This window comes from Bradyrhizobium sp. 25ACV (assembly GCF_054863005.1).
Genome location: NZ_JAVAYO010000003.1, coordinates 560406 through 585029, shown reverse-complemented (window position 1 = coordinate 585029; position 24624 = coordinate 560406). Strand labels below are relative to the sequence as shown.

The window sequence follows — 24624 nt, the reverse complement described above, 5'->3', positions numbered from 1 at the left end:
TTGAAGCGCGTTTAGGAGCAATGGATGGCCACCAAGGCAAAGACGCTGCAGGCGAAGGACAAGGAAAAAGACGACAAGGCAGCGGACGCGCCGGAAAAGGATTCCCAGGACGCGCCCTCGCCCTTGCTCGACCTGTCCGACGCCGCCGTAAAGAAGATGATCAAGCAGGCCAAGAAGCGCGGCTTCGTGACCTTCGATCAGCTCAACGAAGTCTTGCCGTCCGACCAGACCTCGCCCGAACAGATCGAGGACATCATGTCGATGCTCTCGGACATGGGCATCAACGTCACCGAAGCCGACGATAGCGAAGGCGAGGAGGACAAGGACGAGGGCGGCGAGGACGAGACCGACAACGAGCTCGTCGAGGTCACCCAGAAGGCCGTCACCGAGGTCAAGAAGAGCGAGCCGGGCGAGCGCACCGACGACCCCGTGCGCATGTATCTGCGCGAGATGGGCACGGTCGAGCTGCTCTCCCGCGAAGGCGAAATCGCCATCGCCAAGCGCATCGAGGCCGGCCGCGAGGCGATGATCGCAGGGCTTTGCGAAAGCCCGCTGACCTTCCAGGCCATCATCATCTGGCGCGACGAGCTCAACGAAGGCAAGATTTTCCTCCGCGACATCATCGATCTCGAAGCCACCTATGCCGGCCCCGACGCCAAGGCCGGCATGAACAATGCGATGATATCAGGTCCCACCGGCGAGAACGGTGAAGCGCCCGCCGAGGGTGGCCAGGCCGCTGCTGCGGTCGGCGCCCCCGCGCATGTCGCCCCGCCCGCCGCGCCGCCGTCGCCGACCCCGTTCCGTGCCGCGCCTGCGCCGGGCGGCGCCGAGGCCGGCGAGGAGAAGGATCCGGGCGAGGCTGCGGCCGAGTCCGACATGGACGACGACGAGTTCGAGAACCAGATGTCGCTCGCGGCCATCGAGGCCGAGCTCAAGCCGAAGGTGGTCGAGATCTTCGACAAGATCGCCGACAGCTACAAGAAGCTGCGCAAGCTTCAGGAGCAGGACATCCAGAACCAGCTTCAGAACGAGTCGCTCTCGCCGCACCAGGAGCGCAAGTACAAGAAGCTGAAGGACGAGATCATCGTCGAGGTGAAGTCGCTGCGCCTCAACCAGGCCCGTATCGACTCACTCGTCGAGCAGCTCTACGACATCAACAAGCGCCTCGTCTCGCATGAGGGCCGCCTGATGCGCCTTGCCGACAGCCACGGCGTCGCGCGCGAGGACTTCTTGCGCAACTACACCGGCTCGGAGCTCGATCCGCGTTGGCTCAACCGCGTCTCGAAGCTCTCGGCCAAGGGCTGGAAGAACTTCGTCCATCACGAGAAGGACCGCATCAAGGACCTCCGTCACGAGGTGCATCAGCTCGCCGCGCTGACCGGCCTCGAGATCGTCGAATTCCGCAAGATCGTGCACTCCGTGCAGAAGGGCGAGCGCGAAGCACGCCAGGCCAAGAAGGAGATGGTGGAAGCCAACCTCCGTCTCGTGATCTCGATCGCCAAGAAATACACCAACCGCGGCCTGCAATTCCTCGACCTGATCCAGGAAGGCAACATCGGCCTGATGAAGGCGGTCGACAAGTTCGAGTACCGCCGCGGCTACAAGTTCTCGACCTACGCGACGTGGTGGATCCGGCAGGCGATCACCCGCAGCATTGCGGACCAGGCCCGCACCATCCGCATCCCCGTGCACATGATCGAGACGATCAACAAGATCGTGCGCACGTCCCGCCAGATGCTCAACGAGATCGGCCGCGAGCCGACCCCGGAAGAGCTCGCCGAAAAGCTCGGCATGCCCTTGGAGAAGGTCCGCAAGGTCCTCAAGATCGCCAAAGAGCCGCTCTCGCTGGAGACGCCGGTCGGTGACGAAGAGGATTCACATCTCGGCGATTTCATCGAGGACAAGAACGCGATCCTCCCGATCGACGCCGCGATCCAGTCCAACCTGCGCGAGACCACCACGCGCGTGCTGGCCTCGCTCACCCCGCGCGAGGAACGCGTGCTCCGCATGCGCTTCGGCATCGGCATGAACACCGACCACACGCTGGAAGAAGTCGGCCAGCAGTTCAGCGTGACGCGCGAGCGTATCCGCCAGATCGAGGCGAAAGCGCTGCGGAAGCTGAAGCATCCGTCGCGGTCGAGGAAGCTGCGGAGCTTCTTGGATAATTAATCGGGATTGTAATGCCCGGGCCCGACCCGGGCATCCATCGTAACGAAGACGGCGGGCTGAAAAGCTCGCCGTTTTTCTTTGTGCTGGCGCCCGGATTGCGTCGGATAGTAAATTGCGAAGCGGATGCCGTTGGTTTGCTCATTCCATCTCCGTGCTCTTCCGCTTTTTTCAACCCCGCCAGCTATGCCCGACTATCACCTCACCGTCTGGTACAACACCCGCTGTCCCGTGTGTGACGCTGGCATCGACTGGCAGCGCAACAAGCTGCTGGCGCTGGTGCGTGCGGGGACGGTTGAGTTCAGGGACATCAACGAGCAGCCCGACGCGCTGGCGCAGTTTGGTGCTTCGCTCGACGACGTCAGGCGCCGCCTGCATGCGACCGATGAGGCCGGCAGGCTCATCGTCGGCGCGGATGTCGCGATTGCGTTGTGGAGGCTGACGCCGGGGGAGGGGTGGCTTGCGGCGCTGTTCGGCAATCGCGTGGCGCTGCCGTTCACGCGGTTTGTCTATGACAGGTTTGCCGATCTGCTGTTTGCCTGGAATAAGAGGAGCGGGCGCTGGTGAGCGCCTGCTTATGTCGTCCTACTTCTTCTTCACCCCGACCCGCTCGATCCGCTTGATCTCGAGCGCCGGGCGGCCGCTCTTTTCCGCGATCTCGCGGTCCTGCTCCATGATGAAGGCGCGGGCGGGTTCGTCGCCGTCGAGGCCGCCGAGCAGCTCTGAGGGCACGCGGCGGTTGGAGCGCTGGGAATCGTCTTCATAGAAGACGTTGAAAAAGGCGAATTCGCCTTTGGGATTGGTTCCGGGTTTTTTGGCCATGGCGGCTTGTCGTCGATTGGCGGGCCGCAGTCAAATGACTTTGGCGCTCACCGACGCCAGTCCTGCCCCGAACGCGACGGCACTAGATGCGGCTGGTCGAAATCCGGCTGCTGGAGAGGGGCAGGCGCCTGCCTGCGATCTGCGGCGGCCCTTCGAGGGGACCCTTGCTCAACAACCCTTGTTCAGGCAACGCTTGCCTCAATAAACGGCGGGCCAAAGCCCGCCGTTTATTTTTGGTCTTCAGTGTCGCCCGGGGCTGGCAGGGCGACAACCTAAAATAGAAGGCTATAGAAGGCGCCCTGCGATGGCAAGGCAAATCGTGACGGCGTTGATGTCGCAGCGAGCGGATCAGATATGCGATGGTCGCGACATGTGGTTTCGATTCACATCGAAGCAATTGTTTAGACCGTCAAACCAATTTGTTCATCTTGCCGGCCTTCGCGATGCAACGCGCGTGGCGCACTATGTCGGGAGGCGCGCCAACCTGCACTTCTTCCCGCCTGCGTGCAGACAGTGTGATCTCGATTTGTAAAAGCGAGTTCCATCGTTCGCCGCTCATGTCTCAATGCGCGCGCCTGCGCCGCGCCGGCTCCTGCACCGCGAGCCGCGATCCGTGTCCGCCGCCCTTGTCGCTGTGCTCCTCAAGTCCCTGGGCCATGATCGCGCTGCCCATCGCAGCCGAGCCGAAGGTGATGAGGAAGGATGCCAGCAGCAGCGCGAGCGCGATGCCGGGCGAACTGTCGGCGAAGATCAGCTCGCGCAGATGTCCGGGGTTGAGCCAGAGCAGCCCGCCGACGAGAAGCGTCGCGGCGCAGGCGCCGATCGCGAAGTTGATGGCGAGCAGGCGAAACAGGGGAATGCGGAGGAGCGGGGGGCGGGCCGGCTTGTTCTGCTGGTCGGGCATGGCTGGTTGCCTCAGACTTTGTCGCGCCCGGGAATGACGAGAGAGAGGATGTCTGCGGCATCCATCTCACGCCGTCCAAGCTCCGATATTGACCCGCATCAAACTCCCGCGCGACGTTTCACGGCGCCACCAGCTCCACGCGCCGGTTCAGCGCGCGGCCGGCATCCGTCGCGTTCGGGCCGACCGGCGCCAGCAATCCGACGCCGGCGGTGCGCAGGCGTGTCGGCACGATCCGAAAGCTCTTCACCAGCTCGGCTGCGACCGCCTCCGCGCGGCGCTTGGAGAGGTCGAGATTGTACTCGTAGGCGCCCTGGCTGTCGGTGTGGCCGACGATGAAGACGCTCAGCTGCGGTTGGCTCGCGAGCAGTTTTGCGATCTGCTCCAGCGTCGGGCGGCTTTCCGGCTTCAGCACCGCCTTGTCGGTGTCGAAATAGATGCCATAGAGCGCGATGTGGCCGGTCTCCCCCAGGCCCTTCGCCATCGCGGCGGCGTCGACCATCTTGTTCGCGATGGCTCCCAACTCGGCGATCGTGACCTGCGCGGTGATGTCCTGGTTGTTCTGGCTGACGATGACGCTGGCATAGGTCTCGCGTCCGCCCTCGGCCTTGCGGCCGGCAACATAGCGGTAGTTGAAGCCGTCGACCCACATCTGCGGCATCGGCAGCGTGTCGATGCTTTCGGTGAAGGGAATCGCGCCGCAGGCGTCGGTGTCGCAGGCCAGCAAGGTCTCGAAGCCGGCCTTGGCGAGCTGCGTCTCGAAATTGCGCGACACTTCCAGGATCGAGGGGCCGGGATTGGTGCGATAGGCGATGCGGACGATGCGGCCCTCGAGCCGCCGCGCATCGGTCGGCTGGCCGTCCCTGAAGCTTGCCGCCTGCATCCGTGTCGCGTCAAAATCCTTCACGACATAACCGGTGACGATGCTGCCGGCGAAGCGGCCGATGCCGGGATAGTCGCGCGCGCCCGCCACGTCGCGCGTCTGTGCGGAGGCGGGGATCGCGTGCAGGAAGAGCAGGGCGGCAAGGACGAGCATTCCCGGGATGTTCTGCGGCACGGACATCGGCACTCTCTCGGTTGCGGGCTGTCGGTTGCGGGGACGGGTCGCAAGACGTTAGTCTCGCGCGGCGTCCTGCCGGTTCTAACCGACGGAGCATTCCCGATCCGATTGTCCCGGAAATCGCGTGCGCCGCAAGGCCGAGCGAGGTGATGACCTCCCGTTCGCTGCTATCTGGGCGGTGAGACAGTTTGATGTGCAAGCCTTGTGCTTTCCAGCCCTGCGCTTTGACGCTCGCTTCTTTCCCGGGCATGATCCGCGCGCTGCTTCGCAGCCAGGATTTTTAAGGGGATTGCTCCACATGCTGAGACTGCTTCTCGCCGCCGCGTCCGTCATTTGTCTGGCCGGCGGGTCGGCGCAGGCCGCGCGCTGCGGCGGCGACTTCAACAGTTTCGTCGCCACCATGGCCCAGGAAGCGCAAGCAGCCGGCGTCTCGGCAAGCGTGACCAACGCGGCGCTCAGCGGCGTCACCCCCGATGGCGCGGTGCTCGCCTTCGACCGGCGCCAGCGCCACACCTTCAACAAGAGTTTTGAGCAGTATGTCTCGACCCGCGTCGGCCCCGGCCGCATCAATGGCGGCCGCGCCCTCTTGCAGCGCCACGCCGCGCTGCTCTCGCGCATCGAGCAGCAGTTCGGCGTGCCGCGTTATATCCTGGTCGCGATCTGGGGACTGGAGAGCGATTTCGGCAAGGGCGACATCGGCAAGATGCCGGTGGTCCGTACACTGGCAACGCTCGCGCATGATTGCCGCCGCACCGACCTGTTCCAGGGCGAGCTGCTCGCCGCGCTGAAGATCGTGCAGCGCGGCGACCTGCCACTGCGCGACCTGATCGGCGCCTTTGCCGGCGAGATCGGCCAGACCCAGTTCCTGCCGTCGTCCTACATCAAATACGGCGTCGATTTCGACGGCGACGGCCATGTCGATCTCCGCCACAGCGTCCCCGACGTGCTCGCCTCGACCGCGAATTTGCTCCACACCAGCGGCTTCAAGATGGGCCAGCCCTACGGCGAAGGCACCGCCAATTTCGAGGCGATGCGCGAGTGGAACAGGGCGGTGGTGTATCGCAAGACGATCGGGTATTTCGCCGATCGCCTGGCGGGGCAGTGACCACATACTCAGTCTCTTAGGGTGGGCAAAGGCGCAACGCGCCGTGCCCACGACCTTTGCGTCGTCGTACGAAGTCGTGGGCACGCTTCTCTTTGCCCACCCTACGACAGCCGGGGCAGTAAAGGGCGCATCGCTTGTAGGATGGGTTTCGCTGCGCTCTACCCATCCTACGAATTCACGTTCCCTTCGCCATCTTCTCCAGCCGCCGCTGCAGCGGCGCCCAATACGTTGCCGGGCGGAAGCGCTGCAACAGGTCCATGAAACGGGCGTCGTTGCCGATCAGGATGCGCGGTTCGTTCTTCTCGATACCCCTGATGATGCGCAGCGCAGCGTCCTTCGGCGTGGTGTTCGCCGCGTTCTCGAACCGCTCGATCGACTGCGCGCGGCGGGCATTGTCGGTGAGGCCGACCCCGGTGCGCGAGTTGCGCGCGATGGCGGTGGCGACGCCGCCGGGATGCACGACCGACAGCCTGATCGGGCTGCCCGCCACCGCGAGCTCGTGCCGCACGCTCTCGGAGAAGCCGCGCACCGCGAATTTCGCCGCCGCGTAAGCCGATTGCCCCGGCGGCGCGATGATGCCGAAGATCGAAGAGAGGTTGACGATGTGCGCCTCCGGCCTCGTCTTCAGATGCGGCAGGAAGGCGCGCGTGCCATGCACCACGCCCCAGAAATTGATGTCGAACAGCCAGTCCATCTGCGCCTGGTCGATCTCCTCGAACGAGCCCATCAGCGCCACGCCGGCATTGTTGACGACGATGCCGAGCGCGGGATGCGCGGAGATCGCCGCATTCGCGAATTGCGCGATGTCGTCGGGTTCGCCAACGTCGACGCGGTGCACGCTGACCTTGCGGCCCGCACCGATCTCGGCCGCGAGCGTCTTCAGCCCGGCCTCGTCGCGATCGGCGAGCGCAAGATCGCAGCCGCGCTGTGCAAGCTCGATCGCCAGCGCGCGTCCGATGCCGCTGGCGGCTCCCGTGATGGCGGCGGCGCCGCGAATCGTGGTCATGATGTTCCCCGTCAAGCCTCTGCTGCGGGAACTATGCTTTACATTTTTTCAGAATGGAACTGAACCGCAGGCGCATTGGCTCCTTAACATACGTTACGCAAGCGATCGTTGGGAGACGCCGATGGGACAAGCACAGCCATTTCGTGCAACTGCGTTGATCGTTGAAGACGACGTCATGCAGCGGGAGATGCTGAGCCTGCTGCTGGAGGAGAGCGGCTACCAGGTCATCCAGTGCGAAAGTGCCGAGGCCGCCGAGCGCGTCCTCGACAAGAGCGCCGGCGCGCTCTGCCTGATGATGACCGACGTCCAGCTCGCGGGGCGCATGAACGGCGTCGAGCTCGCGCACGTCGCCAAGGACCGCAATCCCAGGCTCGACGTCGTCGTCACCTCCGGCCGTCCGTTGATGCAGCCCTTGCCCGACGGTGCAAAGTTCTGGGCCAAACCCTGGGCGCCGCTCGACGTGCTGCGCGAAGCCGAGCTCGCGCAACTGGCGTAAGGGCGACTAAGTTGCTTTGCTTGCAACGCAGTCCGCTCCTCCGCCCGTCGCCCCTCGAGACTCGCCCCAGAGGGCGAGCACCTCAGGGTGACGGTGTCAGGCACCGAATGCGGAAGGTCTCGCTTTCTCGCCGCGAGGCGGGCTGATACAGTCCGCCCATGTCCTGGTCCTTCCTGCTCACCTCGCTCATCGTCGTCGCGTCCCCCGGCACCGGCGTGCTCTACACGCTGGCTGCGGCGCTGACGCGCGGCTCGCGCGCCAGCCTGGCGGCCGCCTTCGGCTGCACGCTTGGGATCGTGCCGCACATGATGGCGGCTATGCTCGGGCTCGCCGCCGTGCTCCACACCAGCGCGCTCGCCTTCGCCGCGCTGAAATGGGGCGGGGTGCTTTATCTGCTCTACATGTCCTGGCAGGCGCTGCGCGAGAGCGGGGCGCTGGCGGTCGAGGGCGAGATCCGCGAGCGTTCGGTGGGCCGCGTCATCGTGACCGGCTTTCTGATCAACATCCTCAATCCAAAACTGTCGATCTTCTTCCTCGCCTTCCTGCCGCAGTTCATTGCCGCGGACGAGGCCCATGTGCTGGCGCGCATGCTTGAGTTGAGCGGCGCCCTCATGGCGATGACCCTTACGGTGTTCGTGGTCTACGGCCTCTGCGCCGCCTCGGTGCGCGAGCACGTCATCTCCCGCCCGCGCATCATGGCCTGGCTGCGCCGCAGCTTCGCCGCCGGTTTCGCTGCGCTCGGCGCCAAGCTGGCCTTCGCGGAGCGATAGCTTCTTCTTCAGGTCGCTCGTGGCTAGGGCATTTGCACTTGCCGCCATCCTTCGAGACGCCCGCTTTAGGCGGGCTCCTCAGGATGAGGACGGAGTGCGTAGCGGCTGCTTCAACGGGCACAGTGCCGCTTAGCCTCATCCTGAGGATACCGCCGGAGGCGGTCGTCTCGAAGGACGAGGCGTGCGTTCAGGTGCAGCCGCTATTGGCCATTGCTCGGTCGTACGATTGAGAGAGCAAGCCAATAAAAAAGCGGGCCTCGCGCCCGCCATCTTCATACTCTCTCAACGCTGACCCGAAGCCCGGGCGGAGCGAGCTCCACCCGGGCAAAGAAACAGAAGCCTCGTTACTTCTTCTTCGCCTTCTTGGCCTTCTTCGCCTTCTTCTTCGTCGCCTTCTTCGCTTTCTTAGCCATAGGATCCTCTTAAGGGTTAATGGTGGAACGCGACACGAGGGATGCTCGGCGGAGGGCCAGCCTCGCAACATCCTCGACGACAAACTCAGCAGATTCGCGCCTTCCTGCCCCGCGCTGTCACATCCGTGTCATCGCGTTATCCACAGCTCAGATGCATTTTCGGGTGATTTTGGTGCGCGAATCCGCATCGCGGCATCGAAGCAGCGTCGCCGCCGACATCCCTAACGATCCGACAACGGAGCGGCGCCGTTCATGAATCCAAAACCAAAGGCGCGTTTTGCCGGAACGCGGTGAGACTCCATTAAGCGCGAAGGCCGCATTCTTCTCCGCAAGAAAACGGGGATGGGTCATGGACGGACGGCTGCCAGGGACGGGGGGCGCGAGGCTGCGCATGCCGCGCGCGTCATGCTGAACGTACCGACGCTCTGGACCGTCTTCGTCGTCAACTTCCTGGCCCTCGGCGTGATCTGGGCCTACGTGACGCGCTCCTATCCGAAATTCGCCGCCGCGCGGTTCTGGATGGCATCGTCCTTTGTCGGTGCGATCGGGGCGATGACGGCGCTGGTCCGCCTGTTCGTGGCCTCTCCTCTGCCCCTTCTGCTCGGCGCGGCCGGCGTGATCGCCGCGAGCTGCCTCGCCGCGATGGGCATTGAGCGCTTCTATGGCCGGCCGGTCTCTTGGCGCCTCATGACGGCGACGGGAGGCTTGAGCCTTGCCGGCGTCGTGGTCTTCATGGTCGGCTTCGAGCACATGCAGCTGCGCATGCTCAGCTACACGCTCGGTCAGGCCCTGCCGCTGGTGCTGGCGCTGCGTCTGCTGCTGTCGCCGCCGGAAGGGCGCGTCAGCCCGGGCGCGCGGCTGTCCAGCATCGTCATCCTCACCATCATCGCGATCCTCATTGCCCGCACGATCGGCAATCTGCTCGGCCACGATCTCTCGGCGAAGGCCGGCGGCCAGCCCCATGCCGTCATGGTGCTGGGACTCCTGTTCCTGTCGATGACGCTCAATTTCGGCTTCCTGCTGATGGCGATGGACCGGCTGCGGGGCGAGGTCGCCGACCTCGCGCTGCTCGACGATCTCACCGGCGTCGCCAACCGGCGCCATCTGTTGCAGCGCCTGACCGAGGAATGCGCCCGCTCGGAGCGCAGCGGCGGGCCGTTCTCGCTGCTGGTGATCGATCTCGACGGCTTCAAGACCATCAACGACACCCACGGCCATGCCGCCGGCGATGCCTGCCTGCAGCACTTCACCCTGATGGCGCAGACGCGGCTTCGGCCCGGCGACATGCTGGCCCGCACCGGTGGCGACGAGTTCTGCGTCGTGCTGCCGTCCTCGTCCTTGCGCGAGGCCGCCGCGATCGCCCGCCGCGTGCTCGAGGTCTGCCGTCAGGATGCCGAGACCTGCACCGGCAGCGAGATCCCGATCGCGATCTCGATCGGCGTCGCGCAGTGGGATCGCGGCATCGGAGAATTCCCGGATCGCCTGATGGCCAATGCCGACCACGCCCTCTATGCCGCCAAGAAGAACGGCAAGAACGATTTTGCCGTCTACGATCCGTCGCCGCCGCTCTCGCCTGAGCCGATCGGCCGGGGCGAGACCGCGCGCCATTTCGCCTGAGGCCATGCTAGGTTTGGTCTCTGTTGGACCCGCATGATGATCGCTCGCCTGCTCGCGGCCGTTCTGGCTGCTTTCTTTCTGATCGCCCCCGCCGCTGCCGAGGATGCCGAGCTCGCAAAGCTCGCACGCGCCTCCGGCACGCCCGACATTCCCGGCCTGAAGATGGTCTGGCTGGCGCCATGGGGGGACGTCCGGAGCGCAAGACCCTGGCGCAATATCATCGTGCACCAGACCGAAGGGCCGGCGGGCTCGGCGCGCGGCGGTGCGCAAGCGCAAGCGAAGACCCCGACGCGGCGCGGCGTCACCGTGTGGGTGGAGACCGACGGCACCGTCTATTGGGCGGTCGCGGAAAACCTGGTGCCGACCCATGGCGACGGCGCCAACCGCAACGACAACAAGTACATCGACAACAGCGCGACCTATCGGCAAGTGGTGCGCGACAATTCCATCGGCGTCGAGTTCGCCGGCAATTATCCCGACGTCGCGACTGGTCCGACCGACGCGCAGGTCGCAGCGTGGCGCGTGCTCGTCCAGGTCCTGCGCGCGCGCTACGACATCCCGCTCGACCGCGTCTATGCGCACAACTGGATCGACTACAAGGATGCGCGCTATTGCGAAGGTTGCTGGCTCGCAACGCTTGCGCGGATGTGGGGGGAATAGGGCTAAAGCGCGACGACGATTGATCGAATCCCGTCGCGCTTTAGCAGGCTTGTCTCCTTTCAGGAGAAGGCCTTGGGCAGGTCAGCCGAAGGCTTCGTGACGATCTGATGCGCATCGCGCCAGATCACTTCGCGCTGGTGCGAGGTCGTGATCGTGCGCACCGGCAGGCCGCCCTCTTCGAGCAGCCAGGCGCAGTAACGCGCGCGGCTGATCGCCTCGCGGGCTCGGGCATCGAACCAGCAAATGCCCCAGATCGAGTCACGCCGCTTGAAGTGCCGCGCGATGCGACCGGGCAGCGGCAGATGCTCCGCGAACCAGTCGAACTGGTCCGAGAGCTCCTGCCGAATCCAACCGGGACAGTTGGTCCGCTGGATGTACCAGGACGCGCGGAAGAATCCGCTCTCCACGCGACTGCGCGGGTGGATGAGCGGCGTAACGAACCGCAAATACATGACGCACGGCGCGACGCGGTCTTGCGTCGCGCTCCTCGTAATCAGATAGGATGAATGGAGGAACAGCCGCGGAGCGGCGTTCAGCTCATGACCGGTCGCCGGTCATCGGTGGGCGGCGGTCGGAACGTGTCGATGTCAACTTCATGCCGCCTCCCTCGAGAGCGTGAACAAATCGGCGCGATAGTGCGCCGGGGCCGCAGCACATACACCCGCAAGCGTTCCGCGGCAAGCACGAGAGTCCGCGTGCCGCGCGCGAGCGACGAGCTAGACCGCCTGCGCCATCCAACCGAAGAACCGTCGCATCAATCCCGGCCGCTGCGGCAATTCCGGCGGATCATCGACAGCCAGCACGCGTTTGAAGAAGTAATCCAAAAACACCATGTCGTTCGGCTCGGTGACGGTGAATGTCTCCTCGCCGAAGAACACGCTGTAACTGAAGAAGAACGGCCCCATCAGCGGGATGGTCGCGGTCGACGCATAGTCCTTGGAGATCACGAACTCCGACGGCTCCAGCCCATGCTCGCGCATCGCCTGCTCGACCAGCGGCAGCTTGCGCATGAACTGGGGAGAGAAGCCACCGACGGTGGATTGCAGGATGATCGACACGATGCGTGTCCGTTCTTGAGGATGTGACCCGACCATCATGTGTCGGGCGAACCCTCACACGCGTTCAAGGTGCCCCGCCGGCGGCTTTACGAACGTGCCGCAGCTCATACATACAAAAAAGCCGGCGTTGCCGCCGGCTTTCTGTCTCTTTCGATCCACCAATCTCTGTTCGTGGCGAAGCCCCGCTTAGTGCGCGGCTTCCAGCGCGGCCTGTTCGGCCCTTGCGATCGTGCCCTTGACCGCGGACTGCACCTTCTCGAAGGCGCGGACCTCGATCTGGCGGACGCGCTCGCGCGACACGCCGAACTCGGCAGCGAGGTCTTCCAGCGTCATCGGCTCATCGGCGAGGCGGCGCGCCTCGAAGATGCGACGTTCGCGCGGGTTGAGCACGCCCATGGCGCCGTTCAGCGCGTCACGGCGTTCGTCATACTCCTCGTGCTCGGCCAGCATGGCTTCCTGGTTGGGCGTATTGTCGACCAGCCAGTCCTGCCATTCGCCGGCTTCGCCGTCGTCGCGGATCGGTGCGTTGAGCGACGCGTCGCCACCGAGGCGGCGGTTCATGTCGATCACGTCCTGATCGGTGACGCCGAGGCGCTTGGCAATGATCTTCACCTGGTCGGGGCGCAGATCGCCCTCGTCCAGCGCGTTGATCTTGCTCTTCGCCTTGCGCAGGTTGAAGAACAGCTTCTTCTGGTTCGCGGTGGTGCCCATCTTCACGAGCGACCAGGAACGCAGAATGTACTCTTGAATCGACGCCTTGATCCACCACATCGCGTAGGTGGCGAGACGGAACCCCTTCTCGGGTTCGAAACGTTTCACCGCCTGCATCAGGCCGACATTGCCTTCCGAGACGACCTCGGAGATCGGCAGGCCGTAGCCGCGATAGCCCATGGCGATCTTGGCCACGAGCCGGAGATGGCTGGTGACGAGTTGGTGCGCCGCGTCGCGATCGTCATGCTCGCGCCAACGCTTGGCGAGCATGTATTCCTGCTGGGGTTCCAGCATCGGGAACTTGCGGATCTCGGCGAGGTAACGGGAAAGGCCGGATTCTCCATTGAGGACCGGCAAAGCAGCGGTACGGGCCATACTGAAGCCCTCCAAAGGTTCAGGCCCCCGATAGCGGCGGGCCAGGCAGACGACCGCTGTGTTAAAGCCGGCCGTAGCTGCGATGTTCCGTTGGTCATTTCCAACGCAGGCGCAATATACCCCATGGGGGGGCAAAAAGGGAAGGATTGCTGACGTCACGACCCCGTGTGGCAGCTATAATGTTTTGTAATGTAACGCTTTTCTTAAAGGGCCTGCGTCATACCGCCGCTTTCAGGGTGCTCTGGAGGAGAAGCAAATCCTCTGGCAAAGGCGCCTCCCAGTGGAGTAATTCTCCAGTCCTCGGATGCTCTAATACCAGCAAATACGCATGCAGGGCCTGCCGCCCAAGCGCGGCCAGAGCGGCCTGCGACGAGGGCGCCAGCTGGTTCGCCTTGGTCTTGAAATGCGGGCCATAGACGGCATCGCCCATCAGGGGATGACCGACATGGGCGAGGTGGACGCGGATTTGGTGGGTGCGCCCGGTCTCGAGCTCGCAGGCCAGCAGTGTCGCGATCGGCTTGCCGTCGCGTCCGTTAAAACTCTCCAGGATCTCCCAATGCGTCACCGCCTCGCGGCCGCCCTGGCGCACCGCCATCTTCTCGCGCGCATGCGGATGGCGGTCGATCGGCGCGTCGACGGTGCCGCGATGGCGGCCAGGGACGCCCCAGGCAAAGGCCATGTAGCCGCGGCGCATCGCACCGGTGCGGCCGTGGTCGGCGAATTGCGCGGTCAGCGAGGCATGGGCGAGGTCGTTCTTGGCGACCACCATCAGCCCCGTGGTGTCCTTGTCGAGCCGGTGCACGATGCCGGGCCGGCGCACCCCGCCGATGCCCGACAGCGAAGAGCCGCAATGGGCGATCAGCGCGTTCACCAGCGTGCCGGTCTCGTGGCCGGCCGCGGGGTGCACCACCAGCCCCTTTGGCTTGTTGAGGACGACGATGTCATCGTCCTCGAACACGATATCGAGGGCGATGTCCTCCCCCTTCGGCTCCGGCGCGGCCGCTTCCGGCACGTCGATTGTGATCGTATCGCCGGATGTGACGTGATAAGCGGGGTCGCGGACCGCGGAGGCCTTCAGGCTCACCGCGCCCGCCAGGATCAGGGCTTTCAGCCTCGATCGCGACAGGTCGGTGAGGTGGGCCGCCAGCACGCGGTCGAGCCGGGCCGAGCCCTCGTTGCCGTCGACGACAACCTCCAACCTTTGCGCAGAGCCAGAATTTTCCATGACGACGACTGATACCGCTGTTCCCGAACCGAGCCCCGAGCAGGCCGCGCTGTTCGCGCGGGTGCGGCGGATGATGCTGATCGCGGGGTTGACCACGGCGCTGGCGATCTGCGCCGTGCTGATCGCGGTGGGCTACCGCCTTTTCAAGTCCGAGGGAAGGGCGGCCGAGGCGGCCAGTGACGTCACCGCCATCCTGCCGAAGGGCGCCAAAATCGTCTCGACCGGCCTCGCCGGCGACCGCCTCGTGGTCAGCCTGGATGTCGGCGGTGTCATCGAGATCCGCACCTTCGACGCCCATACCCTCAAGCCGGCCGGACGGCTGAAATTCGCCAATGAGCCGTAAAAGGCTCCTCGGGGTCCTTGCGGCGGACAAATTTCGAGGCTATTGGCTAGCCCCCACGCTCCCTTCGTCTAGCGGTTAGGACGCGGCCCTCTCAAGGCTGAAACAGGGGTTCGATTCCCCTAGGGAGCGCCAATGATATCAATGACTTATTTCCGCGTTCCGAAAGTCGTCGAATATCCGTCGAATAAGCATTGGCGAACGTGGGCGAACTAACGTCGCCGGTCAATCGGCTCAGCCGCGCGCTTTTCATCGCGTTCTTCCACCGTTGAGAGATCGTTGCTTCCGACGCGCTGGCCAACCGATTTGCCGCGCTGTCACTCGCGCACGAATGCACTCTTCACGATCCGAGCGGCAACGATGGTGACTGCCTTTCTCGTGGTGGTTGATCTAACCACGCACGTGCTGCGCCATACGGCGGCAACTCTGCTGATCGAAAACGGAGTGGACATCAGGATCGTCCAGAGGCTTCTCAGACATTCGACGATTGCCACGACCGAAATCTACACCCACGTGTCCGACGATGCTCTCCGCAAGTCGCTCGAACTAGCAAACATCCTGGGCTGTCTCGCGGCGTGATCCGGACGCATCACAAGCGAACGGATCGTTACCGACGGGGGCGGAATGAGGGCCGCTAGCGACTTCCAAGGCTACCCTTCGACGGCACATCCGGAAGTTGACGCGAGCTGAAGTCGCCTGATACAATTCTAAATTGATCGTCAGGCCATACGTTTCGGGAGGCTTAAGATGTGGAAGCGATCCGGAAGTTTGTTGCTCACGGTTCTTGTCGCTGGGGCGCTGTCGCCAGCTTGCGCTGCAGACGGCAGCGGGACGCAGCGGCTACGCGAGGCACTGTTGTTACCGCCGAAAACCCTCGAGAACGCGACGCCAGTACCCTATACGCGGGTCGATACGGCGACCTGCATATGTGATGGGATCCCTTTCCAGGCGAGCTGCCCGGGCAACCAGAAAGTGACCTGCAAGTGCGGCCCCCCAGGATATAGCTGCTCGAACTAGCTGTGCACCGTCTGCTCTGACGATACCGGCGGCCGGTCAAGCGGCTATATTGCTGGTTACGCTAGGCGGGCGGGCGACGGTGGACTGTTGTGGTCGTCGGGTCTGCTCGCGAAAGTACAGGAGGGTGTGTGGCAGATCCAGTCGGTGCGTCTACGAACGCTTTTTTTACGCTGCAGAGCATGATGACGCTCGGCGGCGCCACGGGTGCAACCTTTGTCGTTGCGAACGGCATTCAACGCGCCTTCGACTACAATCCGCGTTGGCTCGCGCTCCTGATCGCGCAGCTGGTCTGTCTCGGCGTGGTGTATCAATCGCATGGCGTCGGCAGCGACTATGTGATCGGCGTGATCAACGGTTTCCTGGTCTATTGTTCAGCCGCCGGAGCCACCGGCGCGGCCGGTGCGGCCTCGGGGGCGGCGCCTGCGCGTGATGCAAGCGCGCGATCAGGCAACGTTGCGCGCGAGGCCGCACCGGCCCCTGGTCACCGGCAGCTTCTCACGCCCTGGTTCTGACCAGCGTGGTAAGTGGGTCCGTCCAGGCAACGGCGTTCGGGGATCTAACGCGCGCCGTCCTTGTCGGCGTCAGCCATTTTGAAGACGTCGCGTTTCGAGAACTCAAGGCTTGCGCGCCGGAGACGGAACGTCTTGGCGCGGCGCTTAAGGACCCGTCTGGATGCCGCATACCCGATCGCAACGTCGATGTCGTCGTTGACGACGACGCCACCGTCGATCGAGTCATCCCGTTGTTGCAGGCGGCGAGCTCGGCCGCGACCCCGGATCAAATCCTCATTGTCTATTTTGCAGGGCACGGTGAGAAGATCGAAGGTGGGTTTGCGCTGATTCTGCATGACACGCGACAGGTCGACCTCTCCCGGACGGCGCTGACCAGCGCGCAGCTAGACGGCATTTTTTCGGGCTGCAAGGCGCGCGGCCTGCTGATGGTCCTGGATTGCTGCGGTGGCGCAGCGCTGGCAGAAAATGCACCTGCCTTCATGCAGCAGGTCGGCCAGCATGATTTTCGTATCCTGCTGAGCGCTTCGCGCGCCGATCAGTCGTCGTGGGAGACCTCCCGCGGGTCGGTGTTTACCACGCATTTGATCGATGTTGTGGAAGGCACCGCGCAGATATCCGCCACGCCCGGCCAAGTCTATTTCAACGATCTGCTGCGCCACTTGCGCAATTCTGTGGGTGAGGAGATTGCCAACGCAGGCGGGAGCTTGCCGCCGCAGGAGCCAGTGTTCAACGGCGGCTACGTCGACGACCCGCTGATCTTCGTTCACACCGGTGAGACGCTGAAGCAGATCCGGGTGAAGGTTCAACGCTATTCGCAATCCTACGTGCGCGCGCGCATTCGCTTCACCGTTCTCGCTATCGCCAGCCTCTTGCTGATCGGCCTTGGAGGCTTCTGGCTCGTGCTCGATCAACATTACTATCTTCAGGCGGGCGACCGTTCGACGGCCGTCTATCACGGCTATCCGGGCTTGAGCGGGCTCGGCTATCCCAAGCTACTTTGGGCAGCCGAGGTGCAGCGCAATTTCATAAAACCTGACAGCACGCTGGCCAACGGCGAGGTCGTCGTTGCAAGGCGCACTCAGCCTGTCTTCGCGACGCTCTTCAATGAACTATCTCCGGCCGGCCAGTCGCTAATGTGGGTGTGGGCTGGCCGGAAGGAAGACGCAAGGCAACGCGCCAAGGCAGGAATGGATAGCGTCGGTGCGGGTCGACCGAATGAGTGGGCGGAGCTGGCGCAGCTCTTCGCTGCAAACGCAACCTCTGCAGACCTGACGCAGCTGGACCAGCTGAGCGGGCATCAGAATCCCTCAGTGGTCCAGGCCGCGCTGCAGGCGCTGGTCCGCATGGATCGGACCGAAGCGCTCAAGGCCTTGTCCCGGCGCGGCTTTGAGATGAACCAAGTTGGCATCCATCTCGAAGCACTGAAGCTTTGGGATCGGCCCTGCGACGACGCGCTACGCGACTATCTGAACAAATTCGAGCGGGCTCGCAGCTATTCGCAGTTCGTACGCGCAACACTCGTGACGGCCTTTGAGGCGCATTGCGTCGTCGACCTCGACCCGCTACTGGCCGCGGACCTGGCCTATCTCGGCGCGGTCGCAACGTACTGGGCGACGCAGGGTGGCGAGACCCCAGCGGCGCTTGCCCGGACTATTCAGGGCGAGATCGGGACCGCGATTACACGGATCGCTGCCGACGAAGCCGGGGCGGCGCAGAAAGATTTCTCAATCTTGGAGCGCCTCGTCGAGATGGGGCTTGCCTTGCCAACGACTGCTTGTCCCGTACCTGCCGTGGATGCGACGGCCGCACCGGGCGGTGCCAGCGTCGTTGGCCGTTTCCGCCAACTCATGGCGGTTCTCGACAAGGTTTCCAGTCCGACGTCATTCCGCCACGAGCGCACGCGTTTGGCTGCGTACCTGGCTGCGACCTGCAAAGGTGTCACGGTGGTCCTGATACCCGCAGAGCAAGCCGGCGCCCAATGGTCGATAGCGCTCGTGCAAGGAATGGAACGGCATATCGTTACACAATTTGCCCTCGATGCCGGCAACATACCGATTGATGCCGTTCAATTGGCCGAGTTCATCACGGCGCCGGATCAGGCAACGCCGCTTCTGCAGTTGGCTACTGGCAATCTCGACGGCTACTGGAAGTCGCGGATCGTACGAAAGCTGCGCCTCTTGAAGATACCTGCCGCGCCCATCGAACCCTTCTTCAGCCGCGGCGAGGTGGAGCTTCAGGTCGAGGCCTATCTGTGGCAGGCGGCGAGCGACCACGATGGGGCGCTGCGCACAGCGCTTGCGCGGTTGAATGATCCGGCAGCCGAGTTCCTACCCGGATTGTTGACGCTGTTGGACACGGACGCAAACTCGCGCTCCCTCATCATGCGCGCCTTGACGGGTGCGGTCTCGGACGAGGCCCGGCGCACCGCGCTCATCACTTTGTTTGGAACCAAGGCACAAGTTGCCGAAAGGCTAGCTTCGCCCCAATCGGATATCCGTGCGACCGCGGTCGACTACCTAGATTTCCGTGACGATCTCGTTGATGTTGCCGCGCAGGCCACTCCGGCGCTGTTGATGCCAACCTTTTTCTCCGCAAATTTCAGCAGCATGGCGTCTCATCGCGATCGCATCCGCGCCGACCTCGCATCGACGCCTGACTGGGCACTCGCAGTCCGCGCAAAACTGATGCTCGATCTGCGCAACGACCTGTCGAACGGCATGCGCCTGTGGATCGACCGGGAGACACGGCGGCGCACCGAAGGCCTGCCAGGCGCCCAGTGAGCGCCCGAAAACGCAAGCCAAATACGAAGAAGCAGGATGACGCGAGCTTTGTGGGCTCCGTGGGCGTCTCGGCCGAAGTTCGGCCTCAACTTGCAAGCCAAAATGTCTATCCTCACGGACCTTGTCGGGCGACGGCACCTGGAACGCCTGCATCGGTCGCCAGGGCGATGAGCTGCACTATCTCGACGGTTACATCGAGGTGGCGTGGGAACTCGCTGACGCGGTCTTACAGAAGAACATGCTCCGCAAGCGCGACACGCTGGCGCTGCCGATCCTCTATAACGCCCGGCATGCTGTCGAACTGTTGCTGAAATTCGTCGCGAACAGCTGGTGCAATGCGGCGCGCTGGCGCACGGGCATCAAGCCAATCTGCAGGATGCACCCGATCTCCCAGGTACTTTTCCCTTGTGAAGCCCATTCTAAGCACTCGAATTCGCGCCGCGATAAGCGTATTCCATGCACGCCAAATTCGTTGATTAGCTTGCGGCGGACATGGGCGTGAAAGTACATCGCCATAAGCTGAAGAACTCTACCATGTGTATCGACGAAATGTTCGAATCGCGGCCGTGTTTCGTCAGTTGCAAACGTCAGTGCGGCGACTGGACCGTGCCCGTCGTGAATTGGGACAGTAAAGCCAACTCGGATTCCGAACTGTGCAGCCTCGTCAAAGAGTTGTTGCTGCGCCATCGAAGTAGATTCCGCTCGAAAATCGATTCCCCATCGAAAGGGTTCGGGGGTCTGGAGCGCCTCTTTGATGATGGGATCAATGGTTTGATAGCGATTACGCAAATAGTGAGCTGTCCATCGCGAGGGGTAAGTGGAGACCAGGCGGGGCTCGTCCTTCTCTGCGCGCTGCAATGCGAGGTAAGCAAAGCAGGATAGATCCAGGGCGGTGGCTGTGTCCGCCATGGCTCTGGAAAAGTCCTGAACACCTTCTGCTGTCGACAGAAGATCAATGAAATTCTGAAAGACGCGATGCATTTGCGCGACCTGCGTGTCTTGGTGGTTTAAGCTCGCGCCTTCGAGGTGTGAATGCCCGCGGCGTGGCGCACAAAAGGAGCCTCACGGTTTTTTCCGGGCGAGCTTGAACGCCCTCCAACATTCCGACTTCGGAAACCGCTTTGGCTATGCGGGCGGCGCAGACCGGCTCGAGGACCTCGTCAAGATCTGCGTCTGAGCCATCGAGGAATTGCGTCTGTCCAAAGGATACCGGTCTCGAATCTCAGTGGAAACGGCTGCTTTGCCTGCCAGGTCTTGAAATCCATGATAGTCGATGCCGCCAGGGATATTGTCGCGACGGATTGAGCGCTCTCTTGATCGGCGCAGGTGAGGGGCAGCCCCGGCGGAGCGATTTATGCCGACGCCACTTTGTGCCGCTGTTGTGCCCCAACTTTTTCGGGGCACGCTTCGAGGGAAAAAAGTCTCTAACGTATTGATTGATGGCGCTAAATGGTGGGCGCACAAGGGATCGAACCTTGGACCTCTCCCGTGTGAACCACAATATGTAGTCCATGGCCAACCTGATCTAACCATAGTAAAATAGATATAAGCCATTCGATTGCAGTGGCTTATGGCCATATCTGGCCTCAATTGGCCGTAGCTGACCATACCGCATTTTGTATGCCCCTGTTGTGCCCGCCGCGAATTTTCCCCTGGGGCACAAAAACGGGGGGAGGTCTGAGACCCGGTTCTGTTCGGGGTTGATCACCCTCCCGCGGGGCACACCGGGGCACAAAGAAAGGGCAGGGATAATGACGGGGCCGGCCAACCAGCTGACACTCACCGATGCAGTGATCCGCAACGCCACGCTGCCGCCGGGTAAGGCGCAGCACTATCTCCACGACGATAAGCTGCCCGGCCTTGCCCTGCGCATGCGCGCCACCGGCGGCCGGACCTGGGTCTACCTCTTCACCAAGCCGGGGGTGAGGGGGACCCAGCGCAAGACCCTCGGCGCGTGGCCCAAATATAATGAGAAGGCCGCGCGCAAGGCCGCCACCATCGCCGCAGGCGAGGTCGTCAAGGGCTTGGACCCGAACGACGCGAAGCGCGGGGCGAGGCGGCAACAGGCAGCCGAGAAGCAGCGCACCACGCTCGCGACCCTCATTGTTGAAGATGGCCCCTACCAGACGTCCTTGACCGAACGTCAAGTCGTCAACTGGAAGCCAGCAATGTCGGCGCTGCGGCGCGGGCTCAAGGATCACGCCGAGAGCGGCGTGGGGGACCTGACGCGACGGCAGATCATGGCTGCGGTCGACAAGATTGCCAAGACCGGCAAGCGCGGTGCAGCCAAGGACTTGCGCAAGCACGTGCATACCTTGCTCGAATGGTGCGTCGGCGAGGGCTATGTCGAGCACAACGTGCTCGCCGGCTATCGCGCGCCCAAGGAAACCCGCGCGCAAAGGGTCGGACGCCGAACGAAGGGCCGCGCGCTGACCGATGAGGAAATCAACAAGGTCTGGGATGCATCCGGCAAGCTCGGGACTTTCGGTCTCCTGGCACGCATGTGCCTGCTCGGCGGCCCGCGCCGCAGCGAGCCGACCATGATCGAGTGGCGAAAGCACATCATGGTCGACCGGATCACCTTCGATGCGGCGTGGACCAAGATGGGGCTGCACCACGATGTGCCCCGCACTCACCTGGTTGACGAGGTGCTCACGGCAGCAAAACATTTCCAGCGGGCAACTTCCGACTATGTCTTCCCGTCACCAAAGACCGGCGGCCAGATGTCCGGCTTCACCAAGCTGGTCAACCGCATGGTCAAGGAAGCGAGCGTCGCCAAGTTCACCATGCATGACTTAAGGCGCAGCTTGCGCACCATCATGTCACGCTGTGGCTACGACAACGAGATCCAGCGGCTGTGTGTCGGGCAAAAGCCAAGCGGAATCGATCAGGTCTACAATCACGACGAACAGTGGATCATTCGCAAGATGGCGTTCGAGGCGGCTCACGATTACATTGCGGAATTGGTCGGCGCGAAACGGGTCGGCAAAATCGTGCGCCTGCAGCGAACGAATCCGCTGGACCCGATCAAGGCCGAGCTCCTCGGCCGTCTCCGTGAGCATTATGCGGCTGAGGCGTCTTAGTGGTCTTATCGCACTTGGCCAGATAGTCGCGCACCGCATCGACACGATAGAGGGGGCGACCATCGACATAGCGCCATTTCAGCGGGTGGTTCGGATCGCGCCGCCACTGCTCCAGAGCGCCGGGCGTCCGACGGATGACCGCGGCCGCCTCTAATGCCGTCAAATTAGAGCTGCCCGGTAGCGTATCGATATCGAAGGTCGCGGGCGGCGGCATGCCACGGTTCTTGCGATGGCGCTTCGTGGCGTGTAAAATCTTCCGACTACTTGGCGACCCTAACGCCTCGATCGGAGCCTTTTCGTCCATGCCGCTCATGCCTCGGTCCCGAACCATAATCGGTCTGAGGCGATAAGATCGTAGGCTGCTCTAACAAGAAAGAAATCAAGTGCGCAGAGATGGCTGTGGGTCGCTGTGGCGTACCAATAGGACGAACAGCTTCGATTGGTCCGGGACGCGCCCTTTTTGCTTCATTCCGCCCTTCGGCCTCATAACCTGAAGGTCATAGGTTCAAATACTATCCCCGCAACCAACGCTTGCTTCCCTAGACCCTAGGAGCTCGGCCGCCCTCTCGGAAATCCTGAGCAGGGCGGCGAGTTGGCCGTAAATGTCGATCTGTACGGGTTTGTACCGGCCCCGTGGATGAACGACGACTTTCTCGACAATCTCCCGAATGGCCTCATGGGCAGCCACACGGCTGTCCTCATCTGACTCCGCCAGCGCCTTTTTCAGGTTCCGTATCTTGTCGAGGTAGGCGTTCGCGGCGTTGGGATGGAATTCGACCGTGGGCGGGACGACCTCGGCGATGGCTGCTTCGATCTCATCTCGCTGGGCTTCGAGAGCCGTCAGACGATCGTGGAGGGCGCGGCTGGGGGCTTCGCCCAGCAGCGCGTCCACCGCCTTCGAGATTGCGCCGTTGACGTTGCCCAGGCGTTTCTCCAGATCGCGGCGTCGGTCGGCAGTCGAGCCGTGCAGTTCACGTGACATCCGGTGATACTCGCGGACGTACTCAGCGATCAGCTCGGGCGCCGCGAGGTTCTCCTCGATGCCTTTCAGAACCATGGCCTCAATCGCCTCGCGCAGCACCGTGCGCCGGTTGTCGCAGAGCCCGGTCTCCTTCAAGCATCTGCCTGCGGCACCGCTATCACTGATGCGTGCGCCGGGTGCCGTTATTAACCGGTCTCGTCGCCGCAGTCGGTCCCGCGTCCCGCTGCGCGGCGCTATGCTGACGCTCCTGCGGCTGCAACCATCGCCGGCCTCTGCCTTCGCGACGGCCTTCATTCGTGCCTCCAGTGCGCGATTTATGGTGACAATCAACGAATGGCATTGTGAGTTTGCAAATGCGGAAAAATCACCTGGAGCATCAATGATTTATAAGGTGATACTTTCCTCTTGCGACATCAGGTAATTTTGGCGATGAATCTTTGCCTTCCCAAACGCAGCTATCGACCTTCCTTAAGGAGAGCTGCGCCATGGACAAGCTGGAAGTCTCGCTCGGCATCATGAGTCTCAGTGCTCAAGGAACGACTGCCGTCATCGCGGCGTTTTTGATCATCGTTTTGTTCGTTGGGTTGCGTTTGCGAAAGTGAGTAGGCGTCCAAAATCCCGTGCCCCAGCCGCGCCAGCGGAGATGCCGGTATTCATCAAGCCCCAGCTCGCGACGCTGCGGACCAAGGCGCCGAAGGGCGACTATCTCCACGAGATCAAATACGACGGTTACCGCATCCAGCTTCATATCAACGGCGACAAGCGGAAGGCCTACACGCGCACCGGCCTGGACTGGACCAAGCGGTTCTCGGTGATTGCTGGCGCCTTCGATATTCCGGGGCAGGCGATCGTTGATGGGGAAGTCGTGGTCGTCCACGAGGGCCGCACCAACTTCTCCGAGCTGCAGGCCGACCTCGCCAGAGGCGACCAGGACCGTTTCCTCTACTACGCCTTTGACCTTCTTTGGCTGGATGGCCTGGACCTGCGTAAAAGGCCGCAAGCTGAGCGCAAGGCGCTGCTGAAAGAGCTGTTCGATACCCATCAGCTTGAACCTCCGGTTCTTTACAGCGAGCACCTCGAAGGCGACGCGCAAGAGTTGTTCGAGCATGCCGCCAGGCTGAATTACGAAGGCATTATCTCGAAGAAAACCGACGCGCCGTACCGCTCTGACCGCACCGAAGCCTGGGTGAAGATCAAGACCGTCCAACGCGGCAAATTCCCGGTAGTCGGTTTCGTGAAAGATCCGTCAGGAGTGGCGGCACTGTATCTCGGCAAGAAGGAAGGGAAAGACCTTGTCTACATGGGCAAGGTTGGCACTGGCTGGGACCGGACGACATCGGCCAAGATCCGCAGAGCGCTTGATACCGTGGTGAGCCCGAAGGCCAAGCTCACCAAGGCGATCAGGAAGCCGAAGGCCACGTGGGTCGAGCCGAAGTTCTATGCCGACGTGGAGTACCGGGACATCACATCCGAAGGCCTGCTCAGAGCGAGTTCGTTCAAGGGCCTGTCGCAGAAGTAGGCGGCG

General features: G+C 63.0%; 24 protein-coding genes and 1 tRNA gene. 14 read left to right on the top strand and 11 right to left on the bottom strand.

From position 1 onward, the window contains the following. The first annotated feature begins 24 nt into the window (after window positions 1-24). Window positions 25-2169 (top strand): RNA polymerase sigma factor RpoD, encoded by a 2145-nt coding sequence (rpoD, locus tag RAD04_RS09910; RefSeq protein ID WP_461623611.1) that lies wholly within the window; start codon window positions 25-27, stop codon window positions 2167-2169. A gap of 183 nt (window positions 2170-2352) precedes the next feature. Next, window positions 2353-2733, top strand: coding sequence for a thiol-disulfide oxidoreductase DCC family protein (locus RAD04_RS09905; protein ID WP_461623610.1), 381 nt, complete (start codon window positions 2353-2355; stop codon window positions 2731-2733). Window positions 2734-2751: 18 nt separating this feature from the next. Here RAD04_RS09905 and RAD04_RS09900 read toward each other — a convergent pair whose 3' ends face one another. From RAD04_RS09900 to RAD04_RS09890, 3 genes are all read right to left on the bottom strand, one after another. After that, window positions 2752-2988: a hypothetical protein gene (locus RAD04_RS09900; protein WP_018318231.1), complete on the bottom strand. Its 237-nt coding sequence runs from the start codon at window positions 2986-2988 to the stop codon at window positions 2752-2754. 562 nt (window positions 2989-3550) lie between these two features. Next, entirely contained in the window at window positions 3551-3892 is a 342-nt protein-coding gene (locus RAD04_RS09895; RefSeq protein WP_461623609.1) for a hypothetical protein, read from the bottom strand. A gap of 118 nt (window positions 3893-4010) precedes the next feature. Next, a complete protein-coding gene (locus tag RAD04_RS09890; RefSeq protein ID WP_461623608.1) occupies window positions 4011-4958 on the bottom strand; it encodes an OmpA family protein in 948 nt (315 codons plus the stop codon). Window positions 4959-5247: 289 nt separating this feature from the next. On the opposite strand from RAD04_RS09890, the gene RAD04_RS09885 reads away from it, so the two are divergent. Further along, entirely contained in the window at window positions 5248-6054 is an 807-nt protein-coding gene (locus tag RAD04_RS09885; RefSeq protein ID WP_183236876.1) for a lytic murein transglycosylase, read from the top strand. A 175-nt stretch (window positions 6055-6229) separates the two neighbouring features. Here the strand turns inward: RAD04_RS09885 and RAD04_RS09880 are convergent, their stop codons facing one another. Beyond that, window positions 6230-7060 (bottom strand): SDR family NAD(P)-dependent oxidoreductase, encoded by an 831-nt coding sequence (locus tag RAD04_RS09880; protein ID WP_461623607.1) that lies wholly within the window; start codon window positions 7058-7060, stop codon window positions 6230-6232. Between the two features lie 121 nt (window positions 7061-7181). Here RAD04_RS09880 and RAD04_RS09875 point away from each other — a divergent pair, with 121 nt between their 5' ends. From RAD04_RS09875 to RAD04_RS09860, 4 genes are all read left to right on the top strand, one after another. Further along, window positions 7182-7556, top strand: a complete 375-nt coding sequence (locus tag RAD04_RS09875; protein WP_461623606.1) for a response regulator — start codon at window positions 7182-7184, stop codon at window positions 7554-7556. Between the two features lie 158 nt (window positions 7557-7714). Next, window positions 7715-8326 (top strand): LysE family translocator, encoded by a 612-nt coding sequence (locus RAD04_RS09870; RefSeq protein WP_461623605.1) that lies wholly within the window; start codon window positions 7715-7717, stop codon window positions 8324-8326. Between the two features lie 818 nt (window positions 8327-9144). After that, window positions 9145-10356, top strand: a complete 1212-nt coding sequence (locus RAD04_RS09865; protein WP_461623674.1) for a GGDEF domain-containing protein — start codon at window positions 9145-9147, stop codon at window positions 10354-10356. A gap of 33 nt (window positions 10357-10389) precedes the next feature. Then, window positions 10390-11016, top strand: a complete 627-nt coding sequence (locus tag RAD04_RS09860; protein WP_461623604.1) for a peptidoglycan recognition protein family protein — start codon at window positions 10390-10392, stop codon at window positions 11014-11016. A gap of 59 nt (window positions 11017-11075) precedes the next feature. Here RAD04_RS09860 and RAD04_RS09855 read toward each other — a convergent pair whose 3' ends face one another. From RAD04_RS09855 to RAD04_RS09840, 4 genes are all read right to left on the bottom strand, one after another. After that, window positions 11076-11468, bottom strand: a complete 393-nt coding sequence (locus RAD04_RS09855) for a hypothetical protein (protein ID WP_461623603.1) — start codon at window positions 11466-11468, stop codon at window positions 11076-11078. 264 nt (window positions 11469-11732) lie between these two features. Beyond that, window positions 11733-12074 carry a hypothetical protein gene (locus RAD04_RS09850; protein ID WP_461616735.1) on the bottom strand — a complete coding sequence of 114 codons (342 nt, stop codon included), beginning with the start codon at window positions 12072-12074 and terminating at the stop codon, window positions 11733-11735. Between the two features lie 186 nt (window positions 12075-12260). Further along, a complete protein-coding gene (rpoH, locus tag RAD04_RS09845; protein WP_018318222.1) occupies window positions 12261-13160 on the bottom strand; it encodes an RNA polymerase sigma factor RpoH in 900 nt (299 codons plus the stop codon). 217 nt (window positions 13161-13377) lie between these two features. Then, a complete protein-coding gene (locus RAD04_RS09840) occupies window positions 13378-14385 on the bottom strand; it encodes an RluA family pseudouridine synthase (RefSeq protein ID WP_461623602.1) in 1008 nt (335 codons plus the stop codon). Between RAD04_RS09840 and RAD04_RS09835 the strand changes: the two genes are divergently transcribed. The 5 genes from RAD04_RS09835 to RAD04_RS09815 all read left to right on the top strand — a co-directional run bounded on the left by RAD04_RS09835 (window position 14384) and on the right by RAD04_RS09815 (window position 19034). Further along, window positions 14384-14728, top strand: coding sequence for a hypothetical protein (locus tag RAD04_RS09835; RefSeq protein ID WP_028140457.1), 345 nt, complete (start codon window positions 14384-14386; stop codon window positions 14726-14728). The genes RAD04_RS09840 and RAD04_RS09835 overlap by 2 nt on opposite strands. A 57-nt stretch (window positions 14729-14785) precedes the next feature. Further along, a tRNA-Glu gene (locus RAD04_RS09830) sits at window positions 14786-14860 on the top strand. Window positions 14861-15085: 225 nt separating this feature from the next. Continuing rightward, on the top strand, window positions 15086-15304 hold the full coding sequence (locus tag RAD04_RS09825; RefSeq protein WP_461623601.1) for a tyrosine-type recombinase/integrase: 219 nt from the start codon (window positions 15086-15088) through the stop codon (window positions 15302-15304). A 617-nt stretch (window positions 15305-15921) separates the two neighbouring features. Next, window positions 15922-16254, top strand: coding sequence for a hypothetical protein (locus RAD04_RS09820; RefSeq protein WP_461623600.1), 333 nt, complete (start codon window positions 15922-15924; stop codon window positions 16252-16254). Window positions 16255-16259: 5 nt separating this feature from the next. Then, entirely contained in the window at window positions 16260-19034 is a 2775-nt protein-coding gene (locus RAD04_RS09815) for a caspase family protein (RefSeq protein ID WP_461623599.1), read from the top strand. A 276-nt stretch (window positions 19035-19310) separates the two neighbouring features. Here RAD04_RS09815 and RAD04_RS09810 read toward each other — a convergent pair whose 3' ends face one another. Beyond that, window positions 19311-20015, bottom strand: coding sequence for a helix-turn-helix transcriptional regulator (locus tag RAD04_RS09810; protein ID WP_461623598.1), 705 nt, complete (start codon window positions 20013-20015; stop codon window positions 19311-19313). Window positions 20016-20785: 770 nt separating this feature from the next. Between RAD04_RS09810 and RAD04_RS09805 the strand changes: the two genes are divergently transcribed. Beyond that, a complete protein-coding gene (locus RAD04_RS09805) occupies window positions 20786-22117 on the top strand; it encodes a tyrosine-type recombinase/integrase (protein ID WP_461623673.1) in 1332 nt (443 codons plus the stop codon). On the opposite strand, the gene RAD04_RS09800 is transcribed toward RAD04_RS09805, so the two are convergent. Together RAD04_RS09800 and RAD04_RS09795 are read right to left on the bottom strand one after the other, a co-directional pair. After that, complete coding sequence (locus RAD04_RS09800) at window positions 22062-22430, bottom strand: hypothetical protein (RefSeq protein WP_461623597.1); 369 nt, start codon at window positions 22428-22430, stop codon at window positions 22062-22064. The two genes, RAD04_RS09805 and RAD04_RS09800, sit on opposite strands and share 56 nt — an antisense overlap. A gap of 192 nt (window positions 22431-22622) precedes the next feature. Beyond that, the gene (locus RAD04_RS09795; protein WP_461623596.1) at window positions 22623-23393 is read right to left on the bottom strand and encodes a hypothetical protein; all 771 of its coding nucleotides are present in this window, start codon (window positions 23391-23393) and stop codon (window positions 22623-22625) included. A gap of 349 nt (window positions 23394-23742) precedes the next feature. On the opposite strand from RAD04_RS09795, the gene ligD reads away from it, so the two are divergent. Then, window positions 23743-24618, top strand: a complete 876-nt coding sequence (gene ligD, locus RAD04_RS09790) for a non-homologous end-joining DNA ligase (protein WP_461623595.1) — start codon at window positions 23743-23745, stop codon at window positions 24616-24618. Window positions 24619-24624: the final 6 nt, after the last annotated feature.

What these genes read in the sequence shown, in the direction of transcription:
- rpoD (WP_461623611.1), top strand. Translation starts at nt 25, where the DNA reads ATGGCCACCAAGGCAAAGACGCTGCAGGCGAAGGACAAGGAAAAAGAC.
- RAD04_RS09905 (WP_461623610.1), top strand. Translation starts at nt 2,353, where the DNA reads ATGCCCGACTATCACCTCACCGTCTGGTACAACACCCGCTGTCCCGTG.
- RAD04_RS09900 (WP_018318231.1), bottom strand. Translation starts at nt 2,988, where the DNA reads ATGGCCAAAAAACCCGGAACCAATCCCAAAGGCGAATTCGCCTTTTTC.
- RAD04_RS09895 (WP_461623609.1), bottom strand. Translation starts at nt 3,892, where the DNA reads ATGCCCGACCAGCAGAACAAGCCGGCCCGCCCCCCGCTCCTCCGCATT.
- RAD04_RS09885 (WP_183236876.1), top strand. Translation starts at nt 5,248, where the DNA reads ATGCTGAGACTGCTTCTCGCCGCCGCGTCCGTCATTTGTCTGGCCGGC.
- RAD04_RS09880 (WP_461623607.1), bottom strand. Translation starts at nt 7,060, where the DNA reads ATGACCACGATTCGCGGCGCCGCCGCCATCACGGGAGCCGCCAGCGGC.
- RAD04_RS09875 (WP_461623606.1), top strand. Translation starts at nt 7,182, where the DNA reads ATGGGACAAGCACAGCCATTTCGTGCAACTGCGTTGATCGTTGAAGAC.
- RAD04_RS09870 (WP_461623605.1), top strand. Translation starts at nt 7,715, where the DNA reads ATGTCCTGGTCCTTCCTGCTCACCTCGCTCATCGTCGTCGCGTCCCCC.
- RAD04_RS09865 (WP_461623674.1), top strand. Translation starts at nt 9,145, where the DNA reads ATGCTGAACGTACCGACGCTCTGGACCGTCTTCGTCGTCAACTTCCTG.
- RAD04_RS09860 (WP_461623604.1), top strand. Translation starts at nt 10,390, where the DNA reads ATGATGATCGCTCGCCTGCTCGCGGCCGTTCTGGCTGCTTTCTTTCTG.
- RAD04_RS09855 (WP_461623603.1), bottom strand. Translation starts at nt 11,468, where the DNA reads ATGTATTTGCGGTTCGTTACGCCGCTCATCCACCCGCGCAGTCGCGTG.
- rpoH (WP_018318222.1), bottom strand. Translation starts at nt 13,160, where the DNA reads ATGGCCCGTACCGCTGCTTTGCCGGTCCTCAATGGAGAATCCGGCCTT.
- RAD04_RS09835 (WP_028140457.1), top strand. Translation starts at nt 14,384, where the DNA reads ATGACGACGACTGATACCGCTGTTCCCGAACCGAGCCCCGAGCAGGCC.
- RAD04_RS09840 (WP_461623602.1), bottom strand. Translation starts at nt 14,385, where the DNA reads ATGGAAAATTCTGGCTCTGCGCAAAGGTTGGAGGTTGTCGTCGACGGC.
- RAD04_RS09825 (WP_461623601.1), top strand. Translation starts at nt 15,086, where the DNA reads ATGGTGACTGCCTTTCTCGTGGTGGTTGATCTAACCACGCACGTGCTG.
- RAD04_RS09820 (WP_461623600.1), top strand. Translation starts at nt 15,922, where the DNA reads ATGATGACGCTCGGCGGCGCCACGGGTGCAACCTTTGTCGTTGCGAAC.
- RAD04_RS09810 (WP_461623598.1), bottom strand. Translation starts at nt 20,015, where the DNA reads ATGCATCGCGTCTTTCAGAATTTCATTGATCTTCTGTCGACAGCAGAA.
- RAD04_RS09805 (WP_461623673.1), top strand. Translation starts at nt 20,786, where the DNA reads ATGACGGGGCCGGCCAACCAGCTGACACTCACCGATGCAGTGATCCGC.
- RAD04_RS09800 (WP_461623597.1), bottom strand. Translation starts at nt 22,430, where the DNA reads ATGAGCGGCATGGACGAAAAGGCTCCGATCGAGGCGTTAGGGTCGCCA.
- RAD04_RS09795 (WP_461623596.1), bottom strand. Translation starts at nt 23,393, where the DNA reads ATGAAGGCCGTCGCGAAGGCAGAGGCCGGCGATGGTTGCAGCCGCAGG.
- ligD (WP_461623595.1), top strand. Translation starts at nt 23,743, where the DNA reads ATGCCGGTATTCATCAAGCCCCAGCTCGCGACGCTGCGGACCAAGGCG.